This is a genomic window from Pseudomonas sp. NFACC32-1, assembly GCF_900101215.1.
GTDB lineage: Bacteria > Pseudomonadota > Gammaproteobacteria > Pseudomonadales > Pseudomonadaceae > Aquipseudomonas.
Window position 1 is genome coordinate 90,509 of sequence record NZ_FMUL01000010.1, and the last position, 19,008, is coordinate 109,516.

Annotated in this window: 17 protein-coding genes; 4 read left to right on the plus strand and 13 right to left on the minus strand. The window is 63.5% G+C overall.

Annotated features, from left to right (window positions below):
- Window positions 1–47: 47 nt before the first annotated feature.
- Window positions 48–932, minus strand: coding sequence for a LysR family transcriptional regulator (locus BLP99_RS16545; RefSeq protein ID WP_072431026.1), 885 nt, complete (start codon window positions 930–932; stop codon window positions 48–50).
- Between the two features lie 101 nt (window positions 933–1,033).
- On the opposite strand from BLP99_RS16545, the gene BLP99_RS16550 reads away from it, so the two are divergent.
- The 3 genes from BLP99_RS16550 to BLP99_RS16560 are packed head-to-tail and all read left to right on the plus strand — an operon-like array spanning window position 1,034 to window position 4,066.
- Window positions 1,034–2,386 carry an acyclic terpene utilization AtuA family protein gene (locus BLP99_RS16550; RefSeq protein WP_092181158.1) on the plus strand — a complete coding sequence of 451 codons (1,353 nt, stop codon included), beginning with the start codon at window positions 1,034–1,036 and terminating at the stop codon, window positions 2,384–2,386.
- On the plus strand, window positions 2,386–2,709 hold the full coding sequence (locus tag BLP99_RS16555; RefSeq protein WP_176776514.1) for an AtuA-related protein: 324 nt from the start codon (window positions 2,386–2,388) through the stop codon (window positions 2,707–2,709). The genes BLP99_RS16550 and BLP99_RS16555 overlap by 1 nt, the downstream gene beginning before the upstream one ends.
- A gap of 49 nt (window positions 2,710–2,758) precedes the next feature.
- Window positions 2,759–4,066, plus strand: coding sequence for a CitMHS family transporter (locus BLP99_RS16560; protein ID WP_092181046.1), 1,308 nt, complete (start codon window positions 2,759–2,761; stop codon window positions 4,064–4,066).
- Between the two features lie 21 nt (window positions 4,067–4,087).
- Here BLP99_RS16560 and BLP99_RS16565 read toward each other — a convergent pair whose 3' ends face one another.
- A complete protein-coding gene (locus BLP99_RS16565) occupies window positions 4,088–4,981 on the minus strand; it encodes an NAD(P)/FAD-dependent oxidoreductase (RefSeq protein ID WP_092181049.1) in 894 nt (297 codons plus the stop codon).
- Window positions 4,982–5,126: 145 nt separating this feature from the next.
- Between BLP99_RS16565 and BLP99_RS16570 the strand changes: the two genes are divergently transcribed.
- Window positions 5,127–5,603, plus strand: a complete 477-nt coding sequence (locus BLP99_RS16570) for an Rrf2 family transcriptional regulator (protein WP_076407053.1) — start codon at window positions 5,127–5,129, stop codon at window positions 5,601–5,603.
- A gap of 97 nt (window positions 5,604–5,700) precedes the next feature.
- On the opposite strand, the gene mqo is transcribed toward BLP99_RS16570, so the two are convergent.
- The 11 genes from mqo to pedF form a co-directional block, all read right to left on the minus strand.
- Window positions 5,701–7,344 (minus strand): malate dehydrogenase (quinone), encoded by a 1,644-nt coding sequence (gene mqo / locus BLP99_RS16575; protein WP_092181052.1) that lies wholly within the window; start codon window positions 7,342–7,344, stop codon window positions 5,701–5,703.
- Window positions 7,345–7,735: 391 nt separating this feature from the next.
- Window positions 7,736–8,941: an acetyltransferase domain-containing protein gene (locus BLP99_RS16580; RefSeq protein ID WP_092181055.1), complete on the minus strand. Its 1,206-nt coding sequence runs from the start codon at window positions 8,939–8,941 to the stop codon at window positions 7,736–7,738.
- Between the two features lie 118 nt (window positions 8,942–9,059).
- Window positions 9,060–10,430, minus strand: coding sequence for an ATP-binding response regulator (locus BLP99_RS16585; RefSeq protein ID WP_092181058.1), 1,371 nt, complete (start codon window positions 10,428–10,430; stop codon window positions 9,060–9,062).
- The gene (ercA, locus tag BLP99_RS16590; RefSeq protein WP_371128607.1) at window positions 10,414–11,571 is read right to left on the minus strand and encodes an alcohol dehydrogenase-like regulatory protein ErcA; all 1,158 of its coding nucleotides are present in this window, start codon (window positions 11,569–11,571) and stop codon (window positions 10,414–10,416) included. The genes BLP99_RS16585 and ercA overlap by 17 nt, the downstream gene beginning before the upstream one ends.
- Window positions 11,572–11,703: 132 nt before the next feature.
- The gene (gene pqqA, locus BLP99_RS16595) at window positions 11,704–11,775 is read right to left on the minus strand and encodes a pyrroloquinoline quinone precursor peptide PqqA (RefSeq protein ID WP_003243383.1); all 72 of its coding nucleotides are present in this window, start codon (window positions 11,773–11,775) and stop codon (window positions 11,704–11,706) included.
- Window positions 11,776–12,022: 247 nt separating this feature from the next.
- A complete protein-coding gene (gene exaC, locus BLP99_RS16600) occupies window positions 12,023–13,543 on the minus strand; it encodes an acetaldehyde dehydrogenase ExaC (RefSeq protein WP_072391467.1) in 1,521 nt (506 codons plus the stop codon).
- Between the two features lie 268 nt (window positions 13,544–13,811).
- The gene (locus BLP99_RS16605; RefSeq protein ID WP_072391466.1) at window positions 13,812–15,587 is read right to left on the minus strand and encodes a PQQ-dependent methanol/ethanol family dehydrogenase; all 1,776 of its coding nucleotides are present in this window, start codon (window positions 15,585–15,587) and stop codon (window positions 13,812–13,814) included.
- Between the two features lie 194 nt (window positions 15,588–15,781).
- Window positions 15,782–16,711: a quinoprotein relay system zinc metallohydrolase 1 gene (locus tag BLP99_RS16610; RefSeq protein ID WP_072391465.1), complete on the minus strand. Its 930-nt coding sequence runs from the start codon at window positions 16,709–16,711 to the stop codon at window positions 15,782–15,784.
- Window positions 16,712–16,727: 16 nt separating this feature from the next.
- Window positions 16,728–17,498 carry a quinoprotein dehydrogenase-associated SoxYZ-like carrier gene (locus BLP99_RS16615; protein WP_072431033.1) on the minus strand — a complete coding sequence of 257 codons (771 nt, stop codon included), beginning with the start codon at window positions 17,496–17,498 and terminating at the stop codon, window positions 16,728–16,730.
- A gap of 10 nt (window positions 17,499–17,508) precedes the next feature.
- Window positions 17,509–18,384, minus strand: a complete 876-nt coding sequence (locus BLP99_RS16620) for a substrate-binding periplasmic protein (protein ID WP_092181064.1) — start codon at window positions 18,382–18,384, stop codon at window positions 17,509–17,511.
- Window positions 18,385–18,389: 5 nt separating this feature from the next.
- Entirely contained in the window at window positions 18,390–18,851 is a 462-nt protein-coding gene (gene pedF / locus BLP99_RS16625) for a cytochrome c-550 PedF (protein WP_072391462.1), read from the minus strand.
- Between the last annotated feature and the right edge of the window lie 157 nt (window positions 18,852–19,008).

Sequence of the window (19,008 nt, forward strand, 5' to 3'; positions counted from 1 at the left end):
GCCCGGGCGCCGTTATCGCGTACCCCGCGCAACGGCATCCCACCCCATCAAAGCGGCTCCTGCCGCAACGTCTGCCGCAAATGCTGCATGAACCGGCTCAACGACGGTGACTGGGCCACCGGCTTGCGCTGCAGCAGTCCGATGGAGCGCTTGCCGGGCTGGTCGATGGCAATCACCGAGCATTGCTCACCGATGTTGAACACCGCCGTGCAACTGGCCGGCAGCAGGGAAAATCCCAGGCCTTCGCGCACCAGTCCAGTGGCCGTGCTCATGTGGGCCACCTCCCACGCCGGTTCCGGCTCGACATTCAAATAGCGCAACGCCGCATCTGCCAGGGGACGGATGCTGGTATCGGGTGTCAGGGCGATATAGGGCTGGCGCTTCCAGCCGTCCAGGCTGTCGCGTTGATGATCCTTGTGCGCCAGCAATACCAGGTTGTCATCCAACAGGCGTACGAAGCTCAGCCCGGACAGGTCGTCCGGCAATGAGGTGATGCCTGCGTCCACCTCGCCGCGCTGAACCCAGCCCATGATTTCCCCCGCACGGCCGTCCAGCACACTCACTCGTATTCCCGGGTGCTCGCGCTGGAACGAGGCAATGACCACGGGCAGGAAGGACGCGGCAGCGGTGGGCAACGCCCCGAGGCGCAGGGTGCCGCGGCTCAGGCTGAGAGTATCGCGAGCGTCGCGCACGGCATCGTCCATGTCCCTGAGCATCCGCCTGGCCTGGGGCAGGAAGTGTTCGCCGGCCGGCGTCAACTCGACACTGCGGGTGTTACGCGCCAATAACGCCAGCCCCATGGTTTCTTCCAGCCTGCGGATGCTGTAGCTCAGGGCTGGCTGGGACAGATGCAACTGCTCGGCGGTACGGGTGAAACTGGAGGTTTCGGCAATCAGGATGAAGGCGCGAAGCTGTCTGAAGGAAACGTTCATGGGCGCACTTATAAAGATACTGGATCAATTTATCTTACCTTTAAAATTCACAGAACAATGCGTTGCAGCCACCATGAGACATCGCCTCAGTGGACATGGACATGACAAAAACAATCCTCGTCGGGTGCGGCGCCGGTTTCGCCAATGACCGTCCAGATGCCGCGCTGCGCCTGGCCCAGGACCTGGCGCAACGAAGCGGCCAGCGCTACATCATGCTCGAGCTGCTGGCCGAGCGGACCCTGGCCGAGGCGCAACTGCGCAAAAGGCTCGATCCCCAGGCTGGATACGCGTCCCGGCTGTTCGACTTCCTCGAACCGATGATGCAGGTGTGCATCGAAGCCGGGATCCCCATCATCACCAACGGCGGCGCCGCCAACCCCAGGGCGGCGGCACAACGGTTGCGGGACAGCCTCGGGGGACGCTACCCCGGGTTGAAAATCGCCTGCGTGCTGGGCGACGACCTGCTGGAGCAAAAGCCAGCACGCTACGATCGCTGGCTGTCCCTGGCTCCGGCGGAACACGACCCGGTGTCGGTGAATGTCTATACCGGCGCCGACGGCATCGCGACGGCGCTGGCCGAAGGCGCCGGTGTCGTGCTCTGCGGTCGGGTAGCCGATCCGTCGCTGGCGGTGGGGGCGATACGACACGGGCTGGGTTGGGCCGCCGACGATTGGCAGAAGATGGCGGTTGCGACCGCGGCCGGGCACCTGCTGGAGTGTTGCACCCAAGTCACCGGCGGCTATTTTGCCCATCCAGGGATGAAAGATGTTCCGGATCCGGCCAACCTCGGCTGCCCGATCGCCGAGATCCATGAGAACGGTCGCCTGATCCTCGGCAAGACCCGCCATTGTGGTGGACGGGTCAGCGAACAGACAGTCAAGGAGCAACTGCTGTATGAAGTGCACGACCCACAGCGATACCTGACACCAGACGTCGTGCTGGACCTGGGCCAGGCACAGGTGCGGTCGTTGGGCGACGACCGGGTGGAAATCAGCAGCCTGCTCGGGCATCCGCGTCCCGACACACTCAAGGGCCTGGTGGGCGTGCGCGGCCTCTGGTTCGGCGAGGCGGAAATCTCCTATGCCGGCCCTGGCGCCGTGGCCCGTGCGGCCCTGGCCCGGGAAATCCTGTTGCAGCGCTTCGACAGGTTGGCACCCGGCGTGCAGCCCTGGATCGACTTATCCGGCATCGCCAGCCTGTTCAACGACCATGATGGCCGCTATCTGCAACAACGCCTGGCCCAGGCCCCAGCGCTCGACGATGTACGCGTGCGGGTTGGCCTGACCCATTCCCAGCGATCTCTGGTCGAAGCTCTCCTGGCCGAGGTGGAGTCGCTCTATACCAACGGACCGGCCGGTGGCGGAGGCGTTCGTCGCCACCTCAGCGAAGCCGTCACGACCCGCAGCTTCCTTCTGCCGCGAAGCGAAATCCATACGACCTTGGAGTGGCACTGATGAACACGGTCCTGCTCGCCGACTACGCCCACGCCCGCGCCGGAGACAAAGGCAACATCCTCAGTGTCGCGGTGTTTCCCCACGATCCGGCGCACTACCCATGGTTGGTACGCGAGCTGAGCGCGGCGCGCGTCGCCGCGCAATTCGCCACGCGACGGCCCTCCCGGGTCCATCGCTACGAGCTGCCGAACCTCAAGGCACTCAACTTCGTGCTCGAAGATGCACTGGAGGGCGGCGTGAACCTGAGCTGCGGCCTCGACCGCCACGGCAAGAGCCTGAGCTACCTGTTATTGGCCCTGTGCCTGCCCGAACCGCCGGGCTGACCGCCCTTCCACCCGAACCGCCGACAACAATAAAAAGCGAGGTCGCAACATGATCACTCTCCTGGGATTCACGATGATGCTGGGCATCATCGGGCTGATACTGATGCGCCGAATCAGCCCCGTGGTGGCTTTCACCACCCTGCCCGTCGCCATCTGCCTGCTGGCCGGTTTCAACCTTGGACAGATCGGTGAATTCATCAAGGCCGGGCTGGCCACGGTGGCCCCGACGGCCGCGTTGTTCCTGTTCGCCATCCTGTTTTTCGGCATCATGCGCGATCGTGGATTGTTCGACCCGCTGGTCAGCCTGCTGATCCGCAGCACCGGCGGCAAGCCCCTCGCCGTGGCATGGGTCACGGTACTGGTGACCTCCGTCGTGCACCTGGACGGGGTCGGCGCCGCCACTTTCCTGCTGACCATTCCGGCGTTGCTGCCTTTGTACAAGCGGCTGAACATGAGCCCCGCCATGCTGCTGTGCCTGGTGGGTACCACGGCGGGGGTCGTGAACATGGTGCCTTGGGGCGGCACCACGGCCCGGGCCGCCGCTGTCTCCGGGTTGGATGCCACCGAGCTGTGGCTGGGGCTGCTGCCGGTGCAGATGGTGGGTCTGGCCTGCATGCTGCTGGTGGCGACAGTGCTGGGGCTGCGGGCCCAGCGCCGTCGCCCCCTGTCGTTGGGCGCGGCGGCCACATGCGACCTGGATGAACTGCAACTCCAGGGCCGTGAGTTCAGCCTCTCTCCCCGGGACCTGCGCTACTGGCTGAATGTGATCCTGACCGGCGGGATCCTGGCGTGCCTGTTCACCGGCATCTTTCCGCTCTATGCCTGTTTCATGGTCGGCCTGGGTATCGCCTTGCCATTGAACTTCCCCTCCCTGGATGCACAGGCCGAGCGTCTCAAGGCCCATGCGTTCGATGCGCTGCAAATGGTGCTGGTGATGATGGCCGCCGCCGTGCTGCTGGGCGTGCTTTCCGGCGCCAAGATGTCCGATGGCATGGCCTTGGCATTGATCGATATCCTGCCAGCCGGTTCGGCCCAGTACCTGCACGTGATCATCGGTATGTTCGGCGTCCCCCTGGGCATGATCTTCTCGCCGGACGCCTACTACTTCGCCCTGTTGCCTGTGATCAAGGACGTGGCCGCCGCTGCCGGGGTCCCCCTCGAGGCCGTGGCTCGCGCCATGCTGATCGGCGAGAACACCGGTTTCTCCATCAGCCCGGTGGTACCCAGCGTCTACCTGGCACTGGCCCTGAGCGGCGTGGAACTGCGCAAGCACATGGCGTACACCTTTTTCTGGGCCTGGGGCGTCAGCCTGGTAATGCTGGCTTTCGCCGTGGCGACCGGGGCGATCCAGGTGTGAGCCCAACCAGGCGTGCCGATTTCAATGCGTGTCGAAAATCAACGACCGGTGCACCCCCGACCCCGCCCGCACGCCATCACCGACGGCCAGCGCCACCGAGCCGAAGGGCATGGCCGCATCACCACAGACGAACACCCCCGGCACGCTGGTTTCCCGGGTCATGTCGCTCTGGATGAAGGCGCCAAGCGGGCCGTCTTCGAAATCGCAGCCCAGGGTCGCGGCCAGGGTGCCGGCGACGCGGGTGCGCGGCAAGACGAACAGGCCATCGAGGGCCACCACACGCCCATCGACCAGTACGGCGTCGGCCCGCTCGCCCTCGATGCGCCGCACCCGTTGCGATACCAGTGTCACGCCGCGCCGCTCGAGGCTCGCCCGTTGTTCGGGGTCAGGCTCGAACGCGCCGTTGAGCAGGAAGGTGGTGGGCCCCCAGTCCGGCAGCATCAAGGCATGGTGCAGCGACATTTGCGAAGTCGCCAGCACGCCTATGGGCCCTTGCTCCAGCTCGTAGCCGTGGCAGTACGGGCAATGGAAAACACTTCTGCCCCAGCGCTCGGCCAGGCCTTGCACCGCCGGCAGCTCATCGATCACTCCCGTGGCCAGCAGCAGGCGCCGGGCGCTGTAGCATTGCCCGCCGGCGGTTTCCAGGCTGAAGCCATCCCCTTCCTTGCGGGCGCTGACTGCGCAATCGGCAAGCCATTGCACCGTTGGATAGGCCATCAACTGCCGACGAGCATCCTCGGCAATGTCTCCGGGGGCACGACCGTCCTGGCCAAGGAAGCCATGGGACGTCGCGGCGAAGCGGTTTCGACGCTGGCCGGCATCGATCACCAGCACCCTGCGCCGGGCGCGAGCCAGTTGAAGACCTGCGGACAGACCGGCATAGCTGCCGCCGGCGATGATGACGTCGTAATCCATGGTCGTTCTCCAGAGTGATTTGGAAGGCGTTGCAAAAGTCTCGACACATCGTAAGTTTCTTGAAAAGCAGCTGTCAACGATCTCGTAACTTTTGCAATTACAGGCGATACTCGGCACCGCCTCGACTTCAGAACCCCAAGCGATCATGAGAAACGACACCCGCCTGTCCCGCATGCTTCACGTCCTGATCCATATGGATCGCCATCAGCAATCGGCCACCTCCGACACCATCGCGCAGATGCTGGGTACCAATCCCGTCGTGGTGCGCCGCACCATGGCCCTGCTCAAGGAGCAGGGCTACGTCACCTCGGAAAAAGGCCACCGTGGCGGCTGGACCCTGAGCAAGCCCTTGTCGGAAATGACCTTGCTGGACATCCACCAGGCCCTGGGCAACACCACGATCTTTGCCATCGGCCTGTCCACCGATCACCCGCAGTGCCTGGTGGAGCAAGCCGTCAACGCGGCGCTGACGGATGCGTTCGATGAGGCGCAAGCCTTGCTGCTCAAACGCCTGGGAAGCATTACCCTGGCGCAGTTGGCGGAGGATTTCGACCAGCGTTTTCGGGAGGGTTGCGGGGCAGGCACCGATGGCCTTTCCCCTGTGGAACGCAACGGGCATTGAGAAGGCTGAGCGCCGCTGTCACGATCGCGCCGCCATCGCCCATAAAAAAACGCCGCTCGATGAGCGGCGTTTTTTTCCTGACCAGACAGCGTCCGGTTTACAGCGCCATGTCGGCCGCCGGATTGGCGTCACGGGCGGCAGCCGGTTTGGCCGGAACCACGGCAGCGCCTGGATTGCCGATTGCCGGCGGCGGGTCCAGTTGCAGGACCTCGCTGGTGTACGCCCATTCCTGAGCGACGCGCTCAGGGCTTTCGTTGAGCTTGGTGCCGTAGCTCGGCACGATCTGGCGCAGTTTTTCCTGCCAGGCCGGGGTGGCGACCTTGTCCTTGAAGACTTTCTCGAGCACGGTCAGCATGATCGGCGCAGCGGTCGAAGCGCCTGGCGAGGCACCCAGCAGGCCGGCGATGCTGCCATCCTGGGACGCGACCACTTCGGTACCGAGCTTCAGGACACCGCCCTTCTCCTCGTCACGCTTGATGATCTGTACGCGCTGGCCGGCTTGCCACAGGCGCCAGTCTTCCTGCTTGGCCTCAGGGAAGTATTCCTTGAGGGCATTGAAACGGTCTTCATCCGACAGCATCAGCTGGCCGGCCAGGTACTCGACCAGAGGGTACTGCTCGATACCGACCTTGGTCATCGGCCACACGTTGTGGGTGGTGGTGCTGGTCAGCAGGTCGAAGTACGAACCGTTCTTGAGGAACTTGGTGGAGAACGTCGCGAACGGGCCAAACAGGATCACACGCTTGCCATCGAGCACGCGGGTGTCCAGGTGCGGCACCGACATCGGCGGCGCGCCGACCGAAGCCTTGCCGTAGGCCTTGGCCAGGTGCAGTTGGGCGATGGTCGGGTTCTCGGTCACCAGGAACGAGCCACCTACCGGGAAACCGGCGTATTCACGGGCTTCCGGAATGTCGGACTTCTGCAGCAGGTGCAGCGCACCGCCACCGGCGCCGATGAAGACGAACTTGGCGTCGGTCTCGGTTTCGGTACCGTCCTTCAGGTTCTTGTACGAAACGCGCCAGCTGCCGTCTTCATTGCGGGTGATGTCTTCCACTTCGCTGGACAGCTTGAGGGAGAAGTTCGGCTTGGTTTGCAGGTAGGTCGCGAACTGACGGGTGATCTCGCCGAAGTTCACGTCGGTGCCCAGGGGACTCCAGGTGGCTGCCACTTTCTGGCTCGGATCACGACCTTGCATCATCAGCGGAACCCATTTGCTGATCTGCTCGGGATCTTCGGAGTACTGCATGCCGGCGAACAACGGGCTGGCCTGGAGCGCTTCGTAGCGCTTCTTCAGGAACGCGATGTTCTCCTCGCCCCACAGGAAACTCATGTGCGGCGTGGAGTTGATGAACGAGCGCGGGTTCTTCAGTACACCGTTCTTGACCTGCCAGGACCAGAACTGACGGGAGATCTGGAAGGCCTCGTTGATTTCGATGGCCTTGGAGATGTCGACCTTGCCGTTCTTGTCTTCCGGCGTGTAGTTCAATTCAGCCAGCGCAGAGTGGCCGGTACCGGCATTGTTCCAGCCGTTGGAGCTCTCTTCGGCAACACCGTCCAGGCGCTCGACCATTTCCATGGTCCAGCCCGGCTCCAGCTCATTGAGCCAGACGCCGAGAGTCGTGCTCATGATGCCCCCACCGATGAGCAAGACATCCACTTTTTTTGGCTCGGCGGCGTGCGTGGTCGCAAGACCCATCGCCATCGCCAGGCCCAGTAGCGCCGTGTGTGTTTTCTTCAACATGTGTGTATCCCTAGGATGGAACGCCATTCCGTCCTCCCGTCTGCTCAAGGATAGACCACGCCCATGGCCGGCTGCGCCAGCATGGCGGTTATCGAGAAGGACTGGAGGAAGGACCTACAGGGCCGAGCAGTGCGTCGGCCTCTCATTTATGTCTCTCCGGCGCTGACTTCTTGTAGGTCTTGGCTTCAGCTGGGTGAGGGACACTGCAAAACGGTCGTCATCGGGCCTGGCGTGGCCGTGCCCGATTGTCGCAGCGGGGGGAGTTTACATAATGAAATAACGAGACCGAAGCCCCTTTTTCATATTCCTGACAAAAGCGCTGGGTAAAATCGGGCATTTTGATGGCCCAGCGGGACTGGCATTGACGCGCAAGCCCCGCAGATCCTGGCCTTCAGAAGTATTTCAGGATCGCGATGTCACGGCGGCGCTGTTTGACACCTGCGAACCAACGCGTGGGGAAAAACAGCACGACCGCCAGCAGCACGCTCCACAGCCAGACCATCGGCAGGTGGTCGAAGCCGTAATAGGCGCCCTGGTTGGTCCCCCAGATGGCCACCGCCACCAGGTACAGCGCCTTGAGCACGTAAAGGTGCAGCAGATAGAAAAACATCGGGGCGCCGCCACAGATCGCCAGTAGCGCGATGCTGCCCCGCTGCCGGGCTTTCTCGAAAAGCGCCAGCAGTATCAAGCCCACGCCCAGGGTCGGCAGCAGGAACATCAGGGACGGCGGATACTTCGTCGCACTCAGGAAGCTCATGACGGTACGCAGCGCATCACCGGTCTGGACCCAGGGCTTGTCGCCATACACGTTCAGGTAACGGATCAAGACAAAGGCCAGCAGCAGGCCGATGCCGACCTGCAACAGCCGGCGCAGCCGCACCGCAGGCGCAGTGTCCTTGCCGAACCACGGCCCGATGGCCCAGCCCAGCAGGATCACGCCGATCCATGGCAATACCGGATAAGTGGTGCGAGCCCGGGTGAACTCGGTGATATCGATGAACGCGCGCTGGTGAAGAATCGACCAAGGCACGAAAAATGGCGAGTCAGGCCCCAGCACCACGCCATCGAGCAGGTTGTGCCCCGCGACGATGACCACCCCCAGGGCAATCAGCCAACTGCGCTTGAGGTGCAACAGAGCGGCCAGGACGATCATGCACAGGCCAATGCACCAGATCACCTGCAGCCATAAGGTCCTGGGCGGGAATTCGGCGTTCCAGGCGAAACAGACAAAGGTCAGTTCCAGGAACACCAGGAACAGGCCGCGCTTGAGCAGGAACAACGACGTCTGGCCCGCGGTGTGTTTCTGGCTGTAGAGCCACGCCGACAGGCCGGTGAGGAAAATGAACACCGGGGCGCAGAGCGTGCTGAGCAGGCGGGTGAAATACAGGTCCGGGGTGACGCTCAGTGCGTCGATGGGGTCGCTGACCTGGCGGTGCAGCAGAAAGGTCTCGCGGACATGGTCCACCAGCATCAACAGCATGACAAAACCGCGCAACGCATCGATGGCGAGCATGCGGACGTGGGTGGCGGCGGCGCTGGAGGCCAGGGTGGGCGCGCTGACGCCGGACGGACTCGTCGCGCTTGGGAATAGGCTCATGGCATTACTCGGATGCAAAGGGATCGTGGGGGGTCCACGCCTGGCGAGGATGAGAATCCCTGCCAAACGAAAGCGGATAACATAACATGAAATCCGCTTTACCCATCAACCCTGGGCCTTACCCGAGCATCTGGCTCAACACCGCCCGCAGCTTGCCGGGCTTGACCGGCTTGTTGAGCAGCGGTGCGTTCAGCTTGCGCAAGGCGCGACGACACTGGTCACTGCGGTCGGCGGTGATGATCACCGCCGGGATCGGCTGCTGGAAGTGCTCACGCAGGTGCTTGACCACTTCGCAGCCCACCATGTCATGATCCAGATGAAAATCCGCCAGGATCAACTCCGGTGCATGCCCTTGCAATACATCCAGGGCCCCGGCTTCGTCTGTCGCGATCAACACGTCGCAACCCCACTGCCCCAGCAACGCGGCCATGCTTTGCAGGATGCTCAGTTCATTGTCGATCACCAGCAAACGGCGGCCCGGCAACGGGTTGCCGGACACCGCCTGTATGGGCATCTGCGACACGGGCAGCGGCTTGTCCACGGACAGCGGCACCTCGATGCTGAACACCGAGCCGCGTCCCGGCCGGGAGCGTACCTGGACCCGATGACCGAGGATATTGGCGATCCGTTCGACGATCGCCAGCCCCAGCCCTACCCCTTTGCGATCGGCGGCCCGCCCCACGTCCAGTTGGTTGAACTCGAGGAAAATCGACTCCAGGTTATCCGCCGCGATACCGCGTCCCGTGTCCCAGACCTCCAGGCTCACCCAACCGCCCCTGCGCCGCGCCGCCAGGAGAATGCCGCCATGATCGGTGTAGCGACAGGCGTTGCTGAGCAGATTGCGCAGGATGCGCGTTATCAGCCGCAGGTCGGTCAACACCGCTTCATCGATAAAGCGCACCCGCAGCTCCAAGCCCGCGGCGCCGGCCACCGACTGGAACTCCGACACCAGCGGTGCCAGCAACTCATCCAGCCGATACGACGCCGGGTCGGGACGAACCGCCGCCTGGTCCAGCCGGGAAATGTCCAGCAAGTCGGTGAGCAGGTCTTCCGCGCCTTCCAGGGCCTGATGGGTGCGCTCCACCAGCAATTGCTCGGTGGTGGGCAACGCGCGCTCGCGCAAGGTGGCGATCAACAGGCGTGCGGCATTGAGCGGCTGCAGCAGGTCGTGGCTGGCGGCGGCGAGGTATTTGTCCTTGCTGCGATTGGCGGCCTGGGCGGCGTCCCGGGCCTGGCGCAGTTGCTGCTCCACCAGCTTGCGCTGGGCGATCTGCTGCTGCAGGTTGTGGTTGGCCTCCAGCAGTGCATCGGTGCGCTCGGCCACCCGCTGCTCCAGCTGGTCGTTGAGCTGCTGCAGGCGGTGCTTGGCCTGCTCCAGCTCCTCCAGGCGTGCCGCCAGCTCCGGATAATGGCTCTTGCGTGTCGAGTGGTTGCCAAGGCCCAGCAGCCCTGCCAGGGCTTTCTGTTGCTCGTCAGAGGGCTTCGCCATAGACGACCTCGACATCCCGCTGGCTCGACTCCCGAGGGTTGGTAAGGATGCACGGGTCATCCATCGCGTGTTGCGACAGGAACGGAATATCCGAGGTGCTCACCCCGTGCAGCCCCAGGGTTTCGTGGAAACCGATGGTGCGCTTGAGAGCAATCAGGTGCTCCACCAGCCGGGTGCGGATCTGCCGGTGGTTGAGCCCCCGGCAATCGATGCCCAGTGTCTCGGCAATCACCTTGAACCGCTCCGGCGCCGAGGTGTAGTTGAATGCCACCACATGCTCCACCAGCACCGCATTGCACAGGCCATGGGGCAGGTCCAGGAAACCGCCCAGGCTGTGGGACATGGCGTGTACCGCGCCGAGGATGGCGTTGGAGAAGGCCAGTCCGGCCTGCATGCTGCCGAGCATGATCTTTTCCCGCAGCGCGATATCCGCCGGGTTGGCGATCATCTGCACCAGGTTGTTGTTGATCAGGCGCATCGCCTCCAGCGCGTGGGGGTCGGTCAGCGGTCCGTGCCCGGTGGACACAAAGGCCTCGATGGCGTGGACCAGCGCGTCGATACCGGTACAGGCCGACAGGAACGGGTCCATGCTCAGGGTGGTTTCCGGGTCGATCAGCGACACGTCGGGCACCGCCGCCTTGCTGACGATGGAGAACTTCATCCGCTCCTGCTGGTTGGAGATGATCACGAACTGCGACACGTCCGCCGAGGTGCCGGCCGTGGTGGGAATCAGGATCAGCGGTGGGCTGGGTATGTGCAGGGTGTCGACACCTTCGAACTCGAGGATGTTGCGACCATGGGCAACGACGATGCCGATGCCCTTGCCGCAATCCATGGGGCTGCCGCCACCGACCGCGACGATGACATCGCAGTGGTTCTCCCGGTACAGCTCGGCACCGAGCATCACTTCCTCGACCCGGGGATTGGGTGAAACGTCACTGTAGATGCAGTAATCGATGCCCAGGGCCTGGAGGCTGGCCTCGACGTCCCCCACCCAGCCGGCGGCGATGACGCCTGGATCGGTGACCACCAGCACCTTGCGCGCGCCGAAGGTCTTGGCGTAATTGCCGACATTGTGCCGACAGCCGGCACCGAACATGATTTCTGGGGATACGAACTTGCGCAGTGGACTGAGGCTCATCTTCACAGGTGCATGGCTCATTGGTAAGCCTGTTGTTATTGTCTTGGGATACCCTGAGCCTAAAGCATCCCACCGTGATTGCAATCAGACCATTGGGTAGCCCGGCCTGAACGCGTCAGGCCGGGCCGGCACTCATCGGTTGGCGAAGTACATCGTCACTTCGAAGCCGATACGCAGGTCGGTGTACGCGGGTTTAGTCCACATGGGTCTTTCCTCTTCTTGTACCGGGCGATTCCGGCAAGGTCATTAAGGCATCCAGCGCCCCAGGCTCGAATGCTACTTTCGAAGCGGTGGATGGGGTGCGTTGGTATGGGGTGGATGACATGCCACTACCTAGCCCTTGTGGGAACGAGCTTGCTCGCGATGAAGTCGAGACATTCAACACGCAGGTTGACTGATCGGCCGCTATCGCGAGCAAGCTCGCTCCCACAGGTGCAGCTGTGCTATCGGGTTAGAAGAACCCCAGCGGATTGATGTCGTAGCTCACCAGCAGGTTCTTGGTCTGCTGGTAGTGGTCGAGCATCATCTTGTGGGTTTCACGGCCGACACCGGACTTCTTGTAGCCACCGAACGCGGCGTGGGCCGGGTACAGGTGGTAGCAGTTGGTCCAGACGCGCCCGGCCTTGATGGCCCGGCCCATGCGGTAGGCCCGGTTGATGTCACGGGTCCACAGGCCGGCACCAAGGCCGAACTCGCTGTCGTTGGCGATCGCCAGGGCTTCGGCTTCGTCCTTGAAGGTGGTGATGCCCACCACCGGGCCGAAGATTTCTTCCTGGAACACGCGCATCTTGTTATGACCCTTGAGCAGGGTCGGCTGGATGTAGTAACCGCTCGACAGGTCGCCTTCCAGGCGCTCGGCCGCGCCGCCGGTGAGCAGCTCGGCGCCCTCTTCCCGGGCAATGTCCAGGTAGGAAAGGATCTTGTCGTATTGCTGCTGGGAGGCCTGGGCCCCCACCATGGTCTCGGTGTCCAGCGGGTTGCCGCGCTTGATCCTGGCGATTTTCTTCATGACTTCGGCCATGAACGGCGCGTAGATCGATTCCTGCACCAGGGCCCGGGATGGGCAGGTGCAGACTTCGCCCTGGTTGAAGAACGCCAGCACCAGGCCTTCGGCGGCCTTTTCGATGAAGGCCGGCTCGGCCTGCATGATGTCTTCGAAGAAGATGTTCGGTGACTTGCCGCCCAGTTCCACGGTGGACGGGATGATGTTTTCGGCGGCGCATTTCATGATGTGCGAGCCCACCGGGGTGGAACCGGTGAAGGCGATCTTGGCGATACGCTTGCTGGTGGCCAGGGCCTCGCCCGCTTCGCGGCCGAAACCGTGGACGATATTCAACACACCGGCCGGCAGCAGGTCGGCGATCAGCTCGGCGAAAACCATGATGGACAGTGGCGTCTGCTCCGCCGGCTTGAGCACGATGCAGTTACCGGCGGCCAGGGCCGGCGCCAGTTTCCAGGCCGCCATCAGCAGCGGGAAATTCCACGGAATGATCTGCCCGACCACGCCCAGCGGTTCATGGAAATGGTAAGCGGTGGTCAACTCGTTGATTTCTGCCGCCCCGCCTTCCTGGGCGCGGATGCAGCCGGCGAAATAACGGAAATGATCGGCGGCCAGTGGCACGTCGGCGTTGAGGGTTTCGCGAACGGCCTTGCCGTTGTCCCAGGTTTCGCTGACCGCGAGGATCTCCAGGTTCTGCTCGATACGATCGGCGATCTTGAGCAGCACCAGGGCGCGGTCCTGGACAGATGTCTTGCCCCACGCGTCGGCGGCTGCATGGGCGGCATCCAGGGCCTTGTCGATGTCGGCGGCACTGGAGCGAGGGAATTCGGCGATCACTTCGCCATTGACCGGCGAGGTGTTGGTGAAATATTCGCCATGGACCGGCGCGACGAATTCGCCGCCGATGAAATTGCCATAGCGCGGTTTGAAGGAAACGACGGCGCCTGGGGTTCCGGGTTGTGCATAGATCATGATTGAGCCTCTGCCTGGTCGATGCCTGTCACGGGACAGGCGATAGGCCGATGGTAGAGAGCCCCGGAAGCCGGACGAATGCGTCGTTGGCAGGGGGGGCTCTCGTTATTTGGTCGTAGGTTTTGCTGCGATCCGAGGATGAGCGGGGCTTCTTTGTGCGAGCGAGCTTGCTTGCGATGAGGTCGGCAGCTCCAGCATGGAGGGTGGCTGATCGACCGCTATCGCGAGCAAGCTCGCTCCCACAGGTTCTGCATTTACCAAGGTTGGCTCAGCGCTTGGCCACCAGGTCCTTCGGCAGCTTGAAGGTCCAGAGCATGCCGCCCTGGTTGAAGTCCTTCACCCGCTTGGCCACTTCGCCGCCCCACAGGGGAACCGCGCCGCCCCAACCGGAAACCACGGACACGTATTGCTCGCCGTCCATCTCCCAGGTGATGGGCGAGCCCAGCACGCCGGAACCGGTCTGGAATTCCCAGACCTTTTCCCCGGTCTTGGCGTTGAAGGCCTGCAGGAAACCTTCGGGCGTACCGGTGAAGACCAGGTTGCCCTTGGTGGTCAGCACCCCGCCCCACAGTGGCGCGAAGTTCTTGTGGCGCCACACTTCCTTGCCGGTCTTGGGATCGATGGCACGCAGCACTCCAATATAGTCCTCGTTCAACGGCTTGATGGTGAAACCGGCGCCGAGGAAGGCCGCGCCTTTCTTGTAGGCGATGCCTTCGTTCCAGATGTCCATGCCCCACTCGTTGGACGGTACATAGAACAGCCCGGTGTCCTGGTTGTAGGCCATGGGCATCCAGTTCTTCGCGCCGAGGAAGGCCGGAGCGACGAACACCGAGCTGCCCTTCGCTTCACTGCCCGGCGCCCCCGGACGACTGGCCTCGTTGTAGATCGGCCGCCCGTCCTTGTCCAGGCCGCTGGCCCAGGTGATCTTGTCGACAAACGGGAAGCCACGGATGAACTTGCCGTTGGTGCGGTCCAGCACGTAGAAGAAGCCGTTGCGGTCGGCGGTGGCCGCGGCCTTGATGTCCTTGCCGCCTTCCTTGTAGTTGAACGAGATCAGCTCGTTGACGCCGTCATAGTCCCAGCCATCGTGAGGCGTGCTCTGGAAGTGCCATTTGATGCTGCCATCGTCCGGGTTCAGGGCCAGGCGCGACGAGGAATAGAGGTTGTCGCCAGGGCGCAGGTGGGAGTTCCACGGGGCCGGGTTACCGGTGCCGAACAGCAACAGGTTGGTTTCCGGGTCGTAGTAGCCGCCCAGCCAGGGCGCCGCGCCACCGGTCTTCCAGAGGTCGCCCGGCCAGGTCTTGCCGGCCTCGCCACCGGAAATGCCATTCTCGACCGCCTTGCCGTTCTTGTAGACGTAGCCCATGTGGCCTTCCACGGTCGGACGGGTCCACAGCAGTTCGCCGTTCTTCGGGTCGAAGGCGCTGATCTGGCCCACCACGCCGAACTCGCCACCGGCCACGCCGGTGATCAGCTTGCCATTGACGATCAGCGGAGCGGCGCTGATGGAGTAGCCTTCCTTGTGGTCGGCCACCTTCTTGCTCCACACCACCTTGCCGGTGTCCTTGTTCAGGGCCACGAGCTTGGCATCCAGGGTGCCGAAGAACACCAGGTCACCGTACAGGGCCACGCCACGGTTGATCACATCGCAGCAAGGGCGGATGTCGTCGGGCAGGCGCGCATCGTACTGCCACAGTTTCCGGCCGGTGCGGGCGTCCACTGCGAACACCCGCGAATAGGAACCGGTGAGGTACATCACCCCATCCTTGATCATCGGCTGGGCCTGCTGGCCGCGCTGCTTTTCGCCGCCGAAGGAGAACGCCCAGACCGGACGCAGGTCCTTGACGTTGTCGACATTGAGGGTATCGAGGGGACTGTAGCGCTGACCCTGGACGCCCAGGCCGTTGGTCACGACCTGCTGTGGGTTCTTGGGATCCTGGAGGATTTCCTGGTCGGTCACGGCGGCCAGGGCCGAACCGGACAGCAGCATGGCACTGAGCAGCAGGCTGATGGCGAAGGGTTGGCGACGTGCGGGATGAGTCATGACGGCTACCTCTGCGGTTATTGTTATATCCGGGAAATTTTCCCGGTCTGCCGCAGATTCTTGGGCCCGGCGCCGCCGCCAACAATTGCCCGCTGTGTTGAGTTTCCTAGTTCCTTGGTACATGTGGGGCCATTGCCTGTGCCCACAACTCCTGCGACGGGCCCCTCGCCACAGAGGGTTTGTTCAGCCGAGGGTCATCGGGCATCCACCCGCTTCATCCCCGCGCGCTCATAACGCGGATAAAGATGGCTGACACTGCGGATCAGCTCATAACGGGTCAGGCTGATCCCGGCGAATCGCTCGGGGATGGGGCTGCGGATCATCTCGGCCATGTCGTCGCCCCGGGCGGCGCCGTCGCGCATCAGTTGGTCGAGCCAGCCAAGGTAATCGCGCATCTGCGCAAAGGGCCGGAGGTCGCCTGCCACCGGACCATGGCCGGGCACCAGCAATTTCCAGGGCAAGGCCTGCAAGGTGTCCAGGTCCTTGAGCCAGACCTCCAGCCCCGGGCTGTTGGGGGTGGTCAAGGCTCGCTCGTAGAACACCAGGTCGCCGGCGAACAACACGCCGGTGGTCTCGTCCAGGATCGCCAGGTCGGCCCCGGTGTGCCCGGCCAGTTGCAGAAGGCGCAGGGAATGATCGCCCACCACCAGCCTGCCGGGCTCCAGGACCTGGGTAGGCAATACCACCTCGGTACCGCGCATCCAGTCGCCTACCAGCCGGTACATGTTCTCGGCCATCGCGTCGCCCTGCTGGCGCAATAGCTCCCCAGTCCCCGCCAGGGCGGCGATGGGCACGTCGGTGAACGCCTGGTTGCCCAGGACATGGTCGGGATGATGATGGGTCAGCAGTACGCGAATCACCGGTTTATCCGTGGTCGCCGCGATGGCCCGGCGAAAGGCCTCGCCATAACGCCTGGACGGCCCGGTGTCGATCACCACCACCCCCGCATCAGTCACGATGAAACCGGTGTTGACGATGTTGCCGCCATTGCCCTTGGCAAAATTCTCCGTACTGCCTTCCAGCAGCCAGGTGCCCTCGGCGATCCGCCGGGGCTGGAGGGTATAGTCTGCCCCGGCCCAGGCTGGCCCGTTCAGGCAGATGAAGATCAGCAGCAGCCAACGCATGGCGCGCTCCTTGTGGTCAGGGGATCGCCGCCTCGAACGTGTTGCCGCTGTTGTCGCGCAGCGACAGGCGGGTCTGTCCGGGGCCCTGGATGTCGAAGCCCAGGTTGGGGTTTTCGCTGACCGCCGGGAACAGTTCCAGGCGCGCCAGCACCCGGCCTTCGGCGTCCAGCAGTTGGGCCTGGTCGAGAAAGAATTCCGGGATGCCACTCACCAGGCCGTTGTCCATCGGGTGGGCCACCTGCAGGCGCAGGCGGCTGGTGTCGCCCCGGGGGTAGCGCGCCCCGAGCACTTCGCCCAGGTGTTCCTCCCACCCCGGCTGGGTCCGCACCACACTGGGCGCGGTGCAGCCGCCTCCGGCCGCGTCGATCAGGGTCGAGCCGACGTGCCACAGGCCGTCGCGGGTCTGTACGGCGGCCCGCAGTGGCGTGGCCTGTTCGATACGGATGCGAATCGACAACCAGGGCAGCACCCGCTCTCCCGGTTGGAAATCGACGATCTTCGGCAACGGGTTCAGCTCGGCCCAGGCCAGTATCCGAACCACGTCTGCGGCAAAAGCCCGCGCATCGATTTCCAGCGGTACCTGGCGCGCATCTTCGGCAAAGGGCGGCGCCAGCAGCCGGACCCGGTCATCGAACACGAACGGTGCGTCACCCAGCAATTGCTTGTGATAGAAGGCCCACATCACCGAGGGCACCGGATCCTTGCCGGGCTCGACCGCCGCCTGCGCCATCAACGACAGGCCGCACCACAGCAGGCAACACCCCAAGCGATAAGCAGGCCATTTCATCCTGGTGCTCCTATTGGTACATCTCGGGCACTTCGTAACGCAGGCCGTAATGGGCGTAGACAGCCTTGAGGCTGCCGTCGCGGATCAAGCCTTCCAGTGCTTCTTCCACCGCATAGGCCAACTGGCGATTGCTTTCATGCACCGCCATGCCGATTTCCCAACGCTGCTTGCCCATGTTCGGGTAGGCATTCTCGGCGAGGGCCAGCTGCGGGTCGCGCGCCTGGTGCACTTGCCAGTCCACCTCGCCGCGCATGGCCATGACGGCATCGACCTCCCCGGCGTGCATGGCCTTGAACGCCTGGCCGACACCAGGGTAATGGCGGGTCCTGGCGCTGAGCATGCCGTTGAATACCGAAGTCAGGTAGAACGACGGCACGCTGTCGACTTCGACGCCGATAGGGTGCTGCTGGAATACCGCGACGCTGCCCACCGAGTCCAGCCGACGGCGGTCATAAGCCACCTGCCAACACTCCTGCTGATAGGGTCCGAACATCACCACCTGGGCATTTTCCAACTCACCGACATCGTTACGCCTTTGCACGTAATCGTGATCGTAGGGCACCCGCATCATCAGGTCGGCCAATTGTCGGTCGTGGAGCGGGCTGCTGCGCCAGATGTAATCGCGCAGGTCGTCGTCGAGCTTCTCGCCGGGGGGCGCCCAGATCAGTTTCAGCCGCACACCCAGCGCCTTGGCCAGGGCCTGGGCCAGTTCCACATCGACGCCCCTGGGCTGGCCGTCTTCTTCGAAGCTGTAGGGCGCGAAGTCCTTGTAGACCGCCACTTTCAACTCCCCGGCGGCAATCATCTGGTCAAAGCTGCGCACCTGGGCCTGAACCGCCTGGGCACCCAGCAACACATAGCAGATTACCCAGGCGAACCAGCGCATGGCGGTCACTCCTCGACGTGCACGCTGTCGAGGTAGGTGCGCACCGCCCAGAGCGCTTCCTGGCTCAGGTAGTCGGCCATTTTCGGCATGTAGACCCGGCCATCGCGCACCGCACCGTGGCGCACGCGCTCGACGAACCACTCGTCACCGGCTTCGGCGGCGTCCAGCATGCGCAGGTCGGGTGCGATCCCGCCGGACTTGGCTTCCAGGCCATGGCACGCGGCACAGTTCTGGTTGTACGCCGAAGCGCCGATCTCCACGGCCTTTTCACGTTCGGGAGAATTGCGATAAGGGTTCTGCGAAGCCCAGCCATCGCCGTCCAATGGCAGGTTGGTGTCCTTGATCGGGGTCAGGCCCTTGGTTTCCACTGCCTGGGGCACTACGTTGCCATGGGCCCATGCGGAGCCTGCGCCGGTCAGCCCCATCAGCAATGCGGTAGCGATGATGGCGTTGCGTTTTGTTGTCATTGTTATGCCCTCTGGATTGCACGCCGACCTCTCTGCAGAGGCCGTGCCGTCATCTTAGGAACCGTGCCGCACCAGCCGAATGCTGCTTTGGTGGCCGGGTCCTAGTTCCTTGGTATCGGGTCATCCGACGCAGGTCGCAAAGACAGCCGGTTCAGGA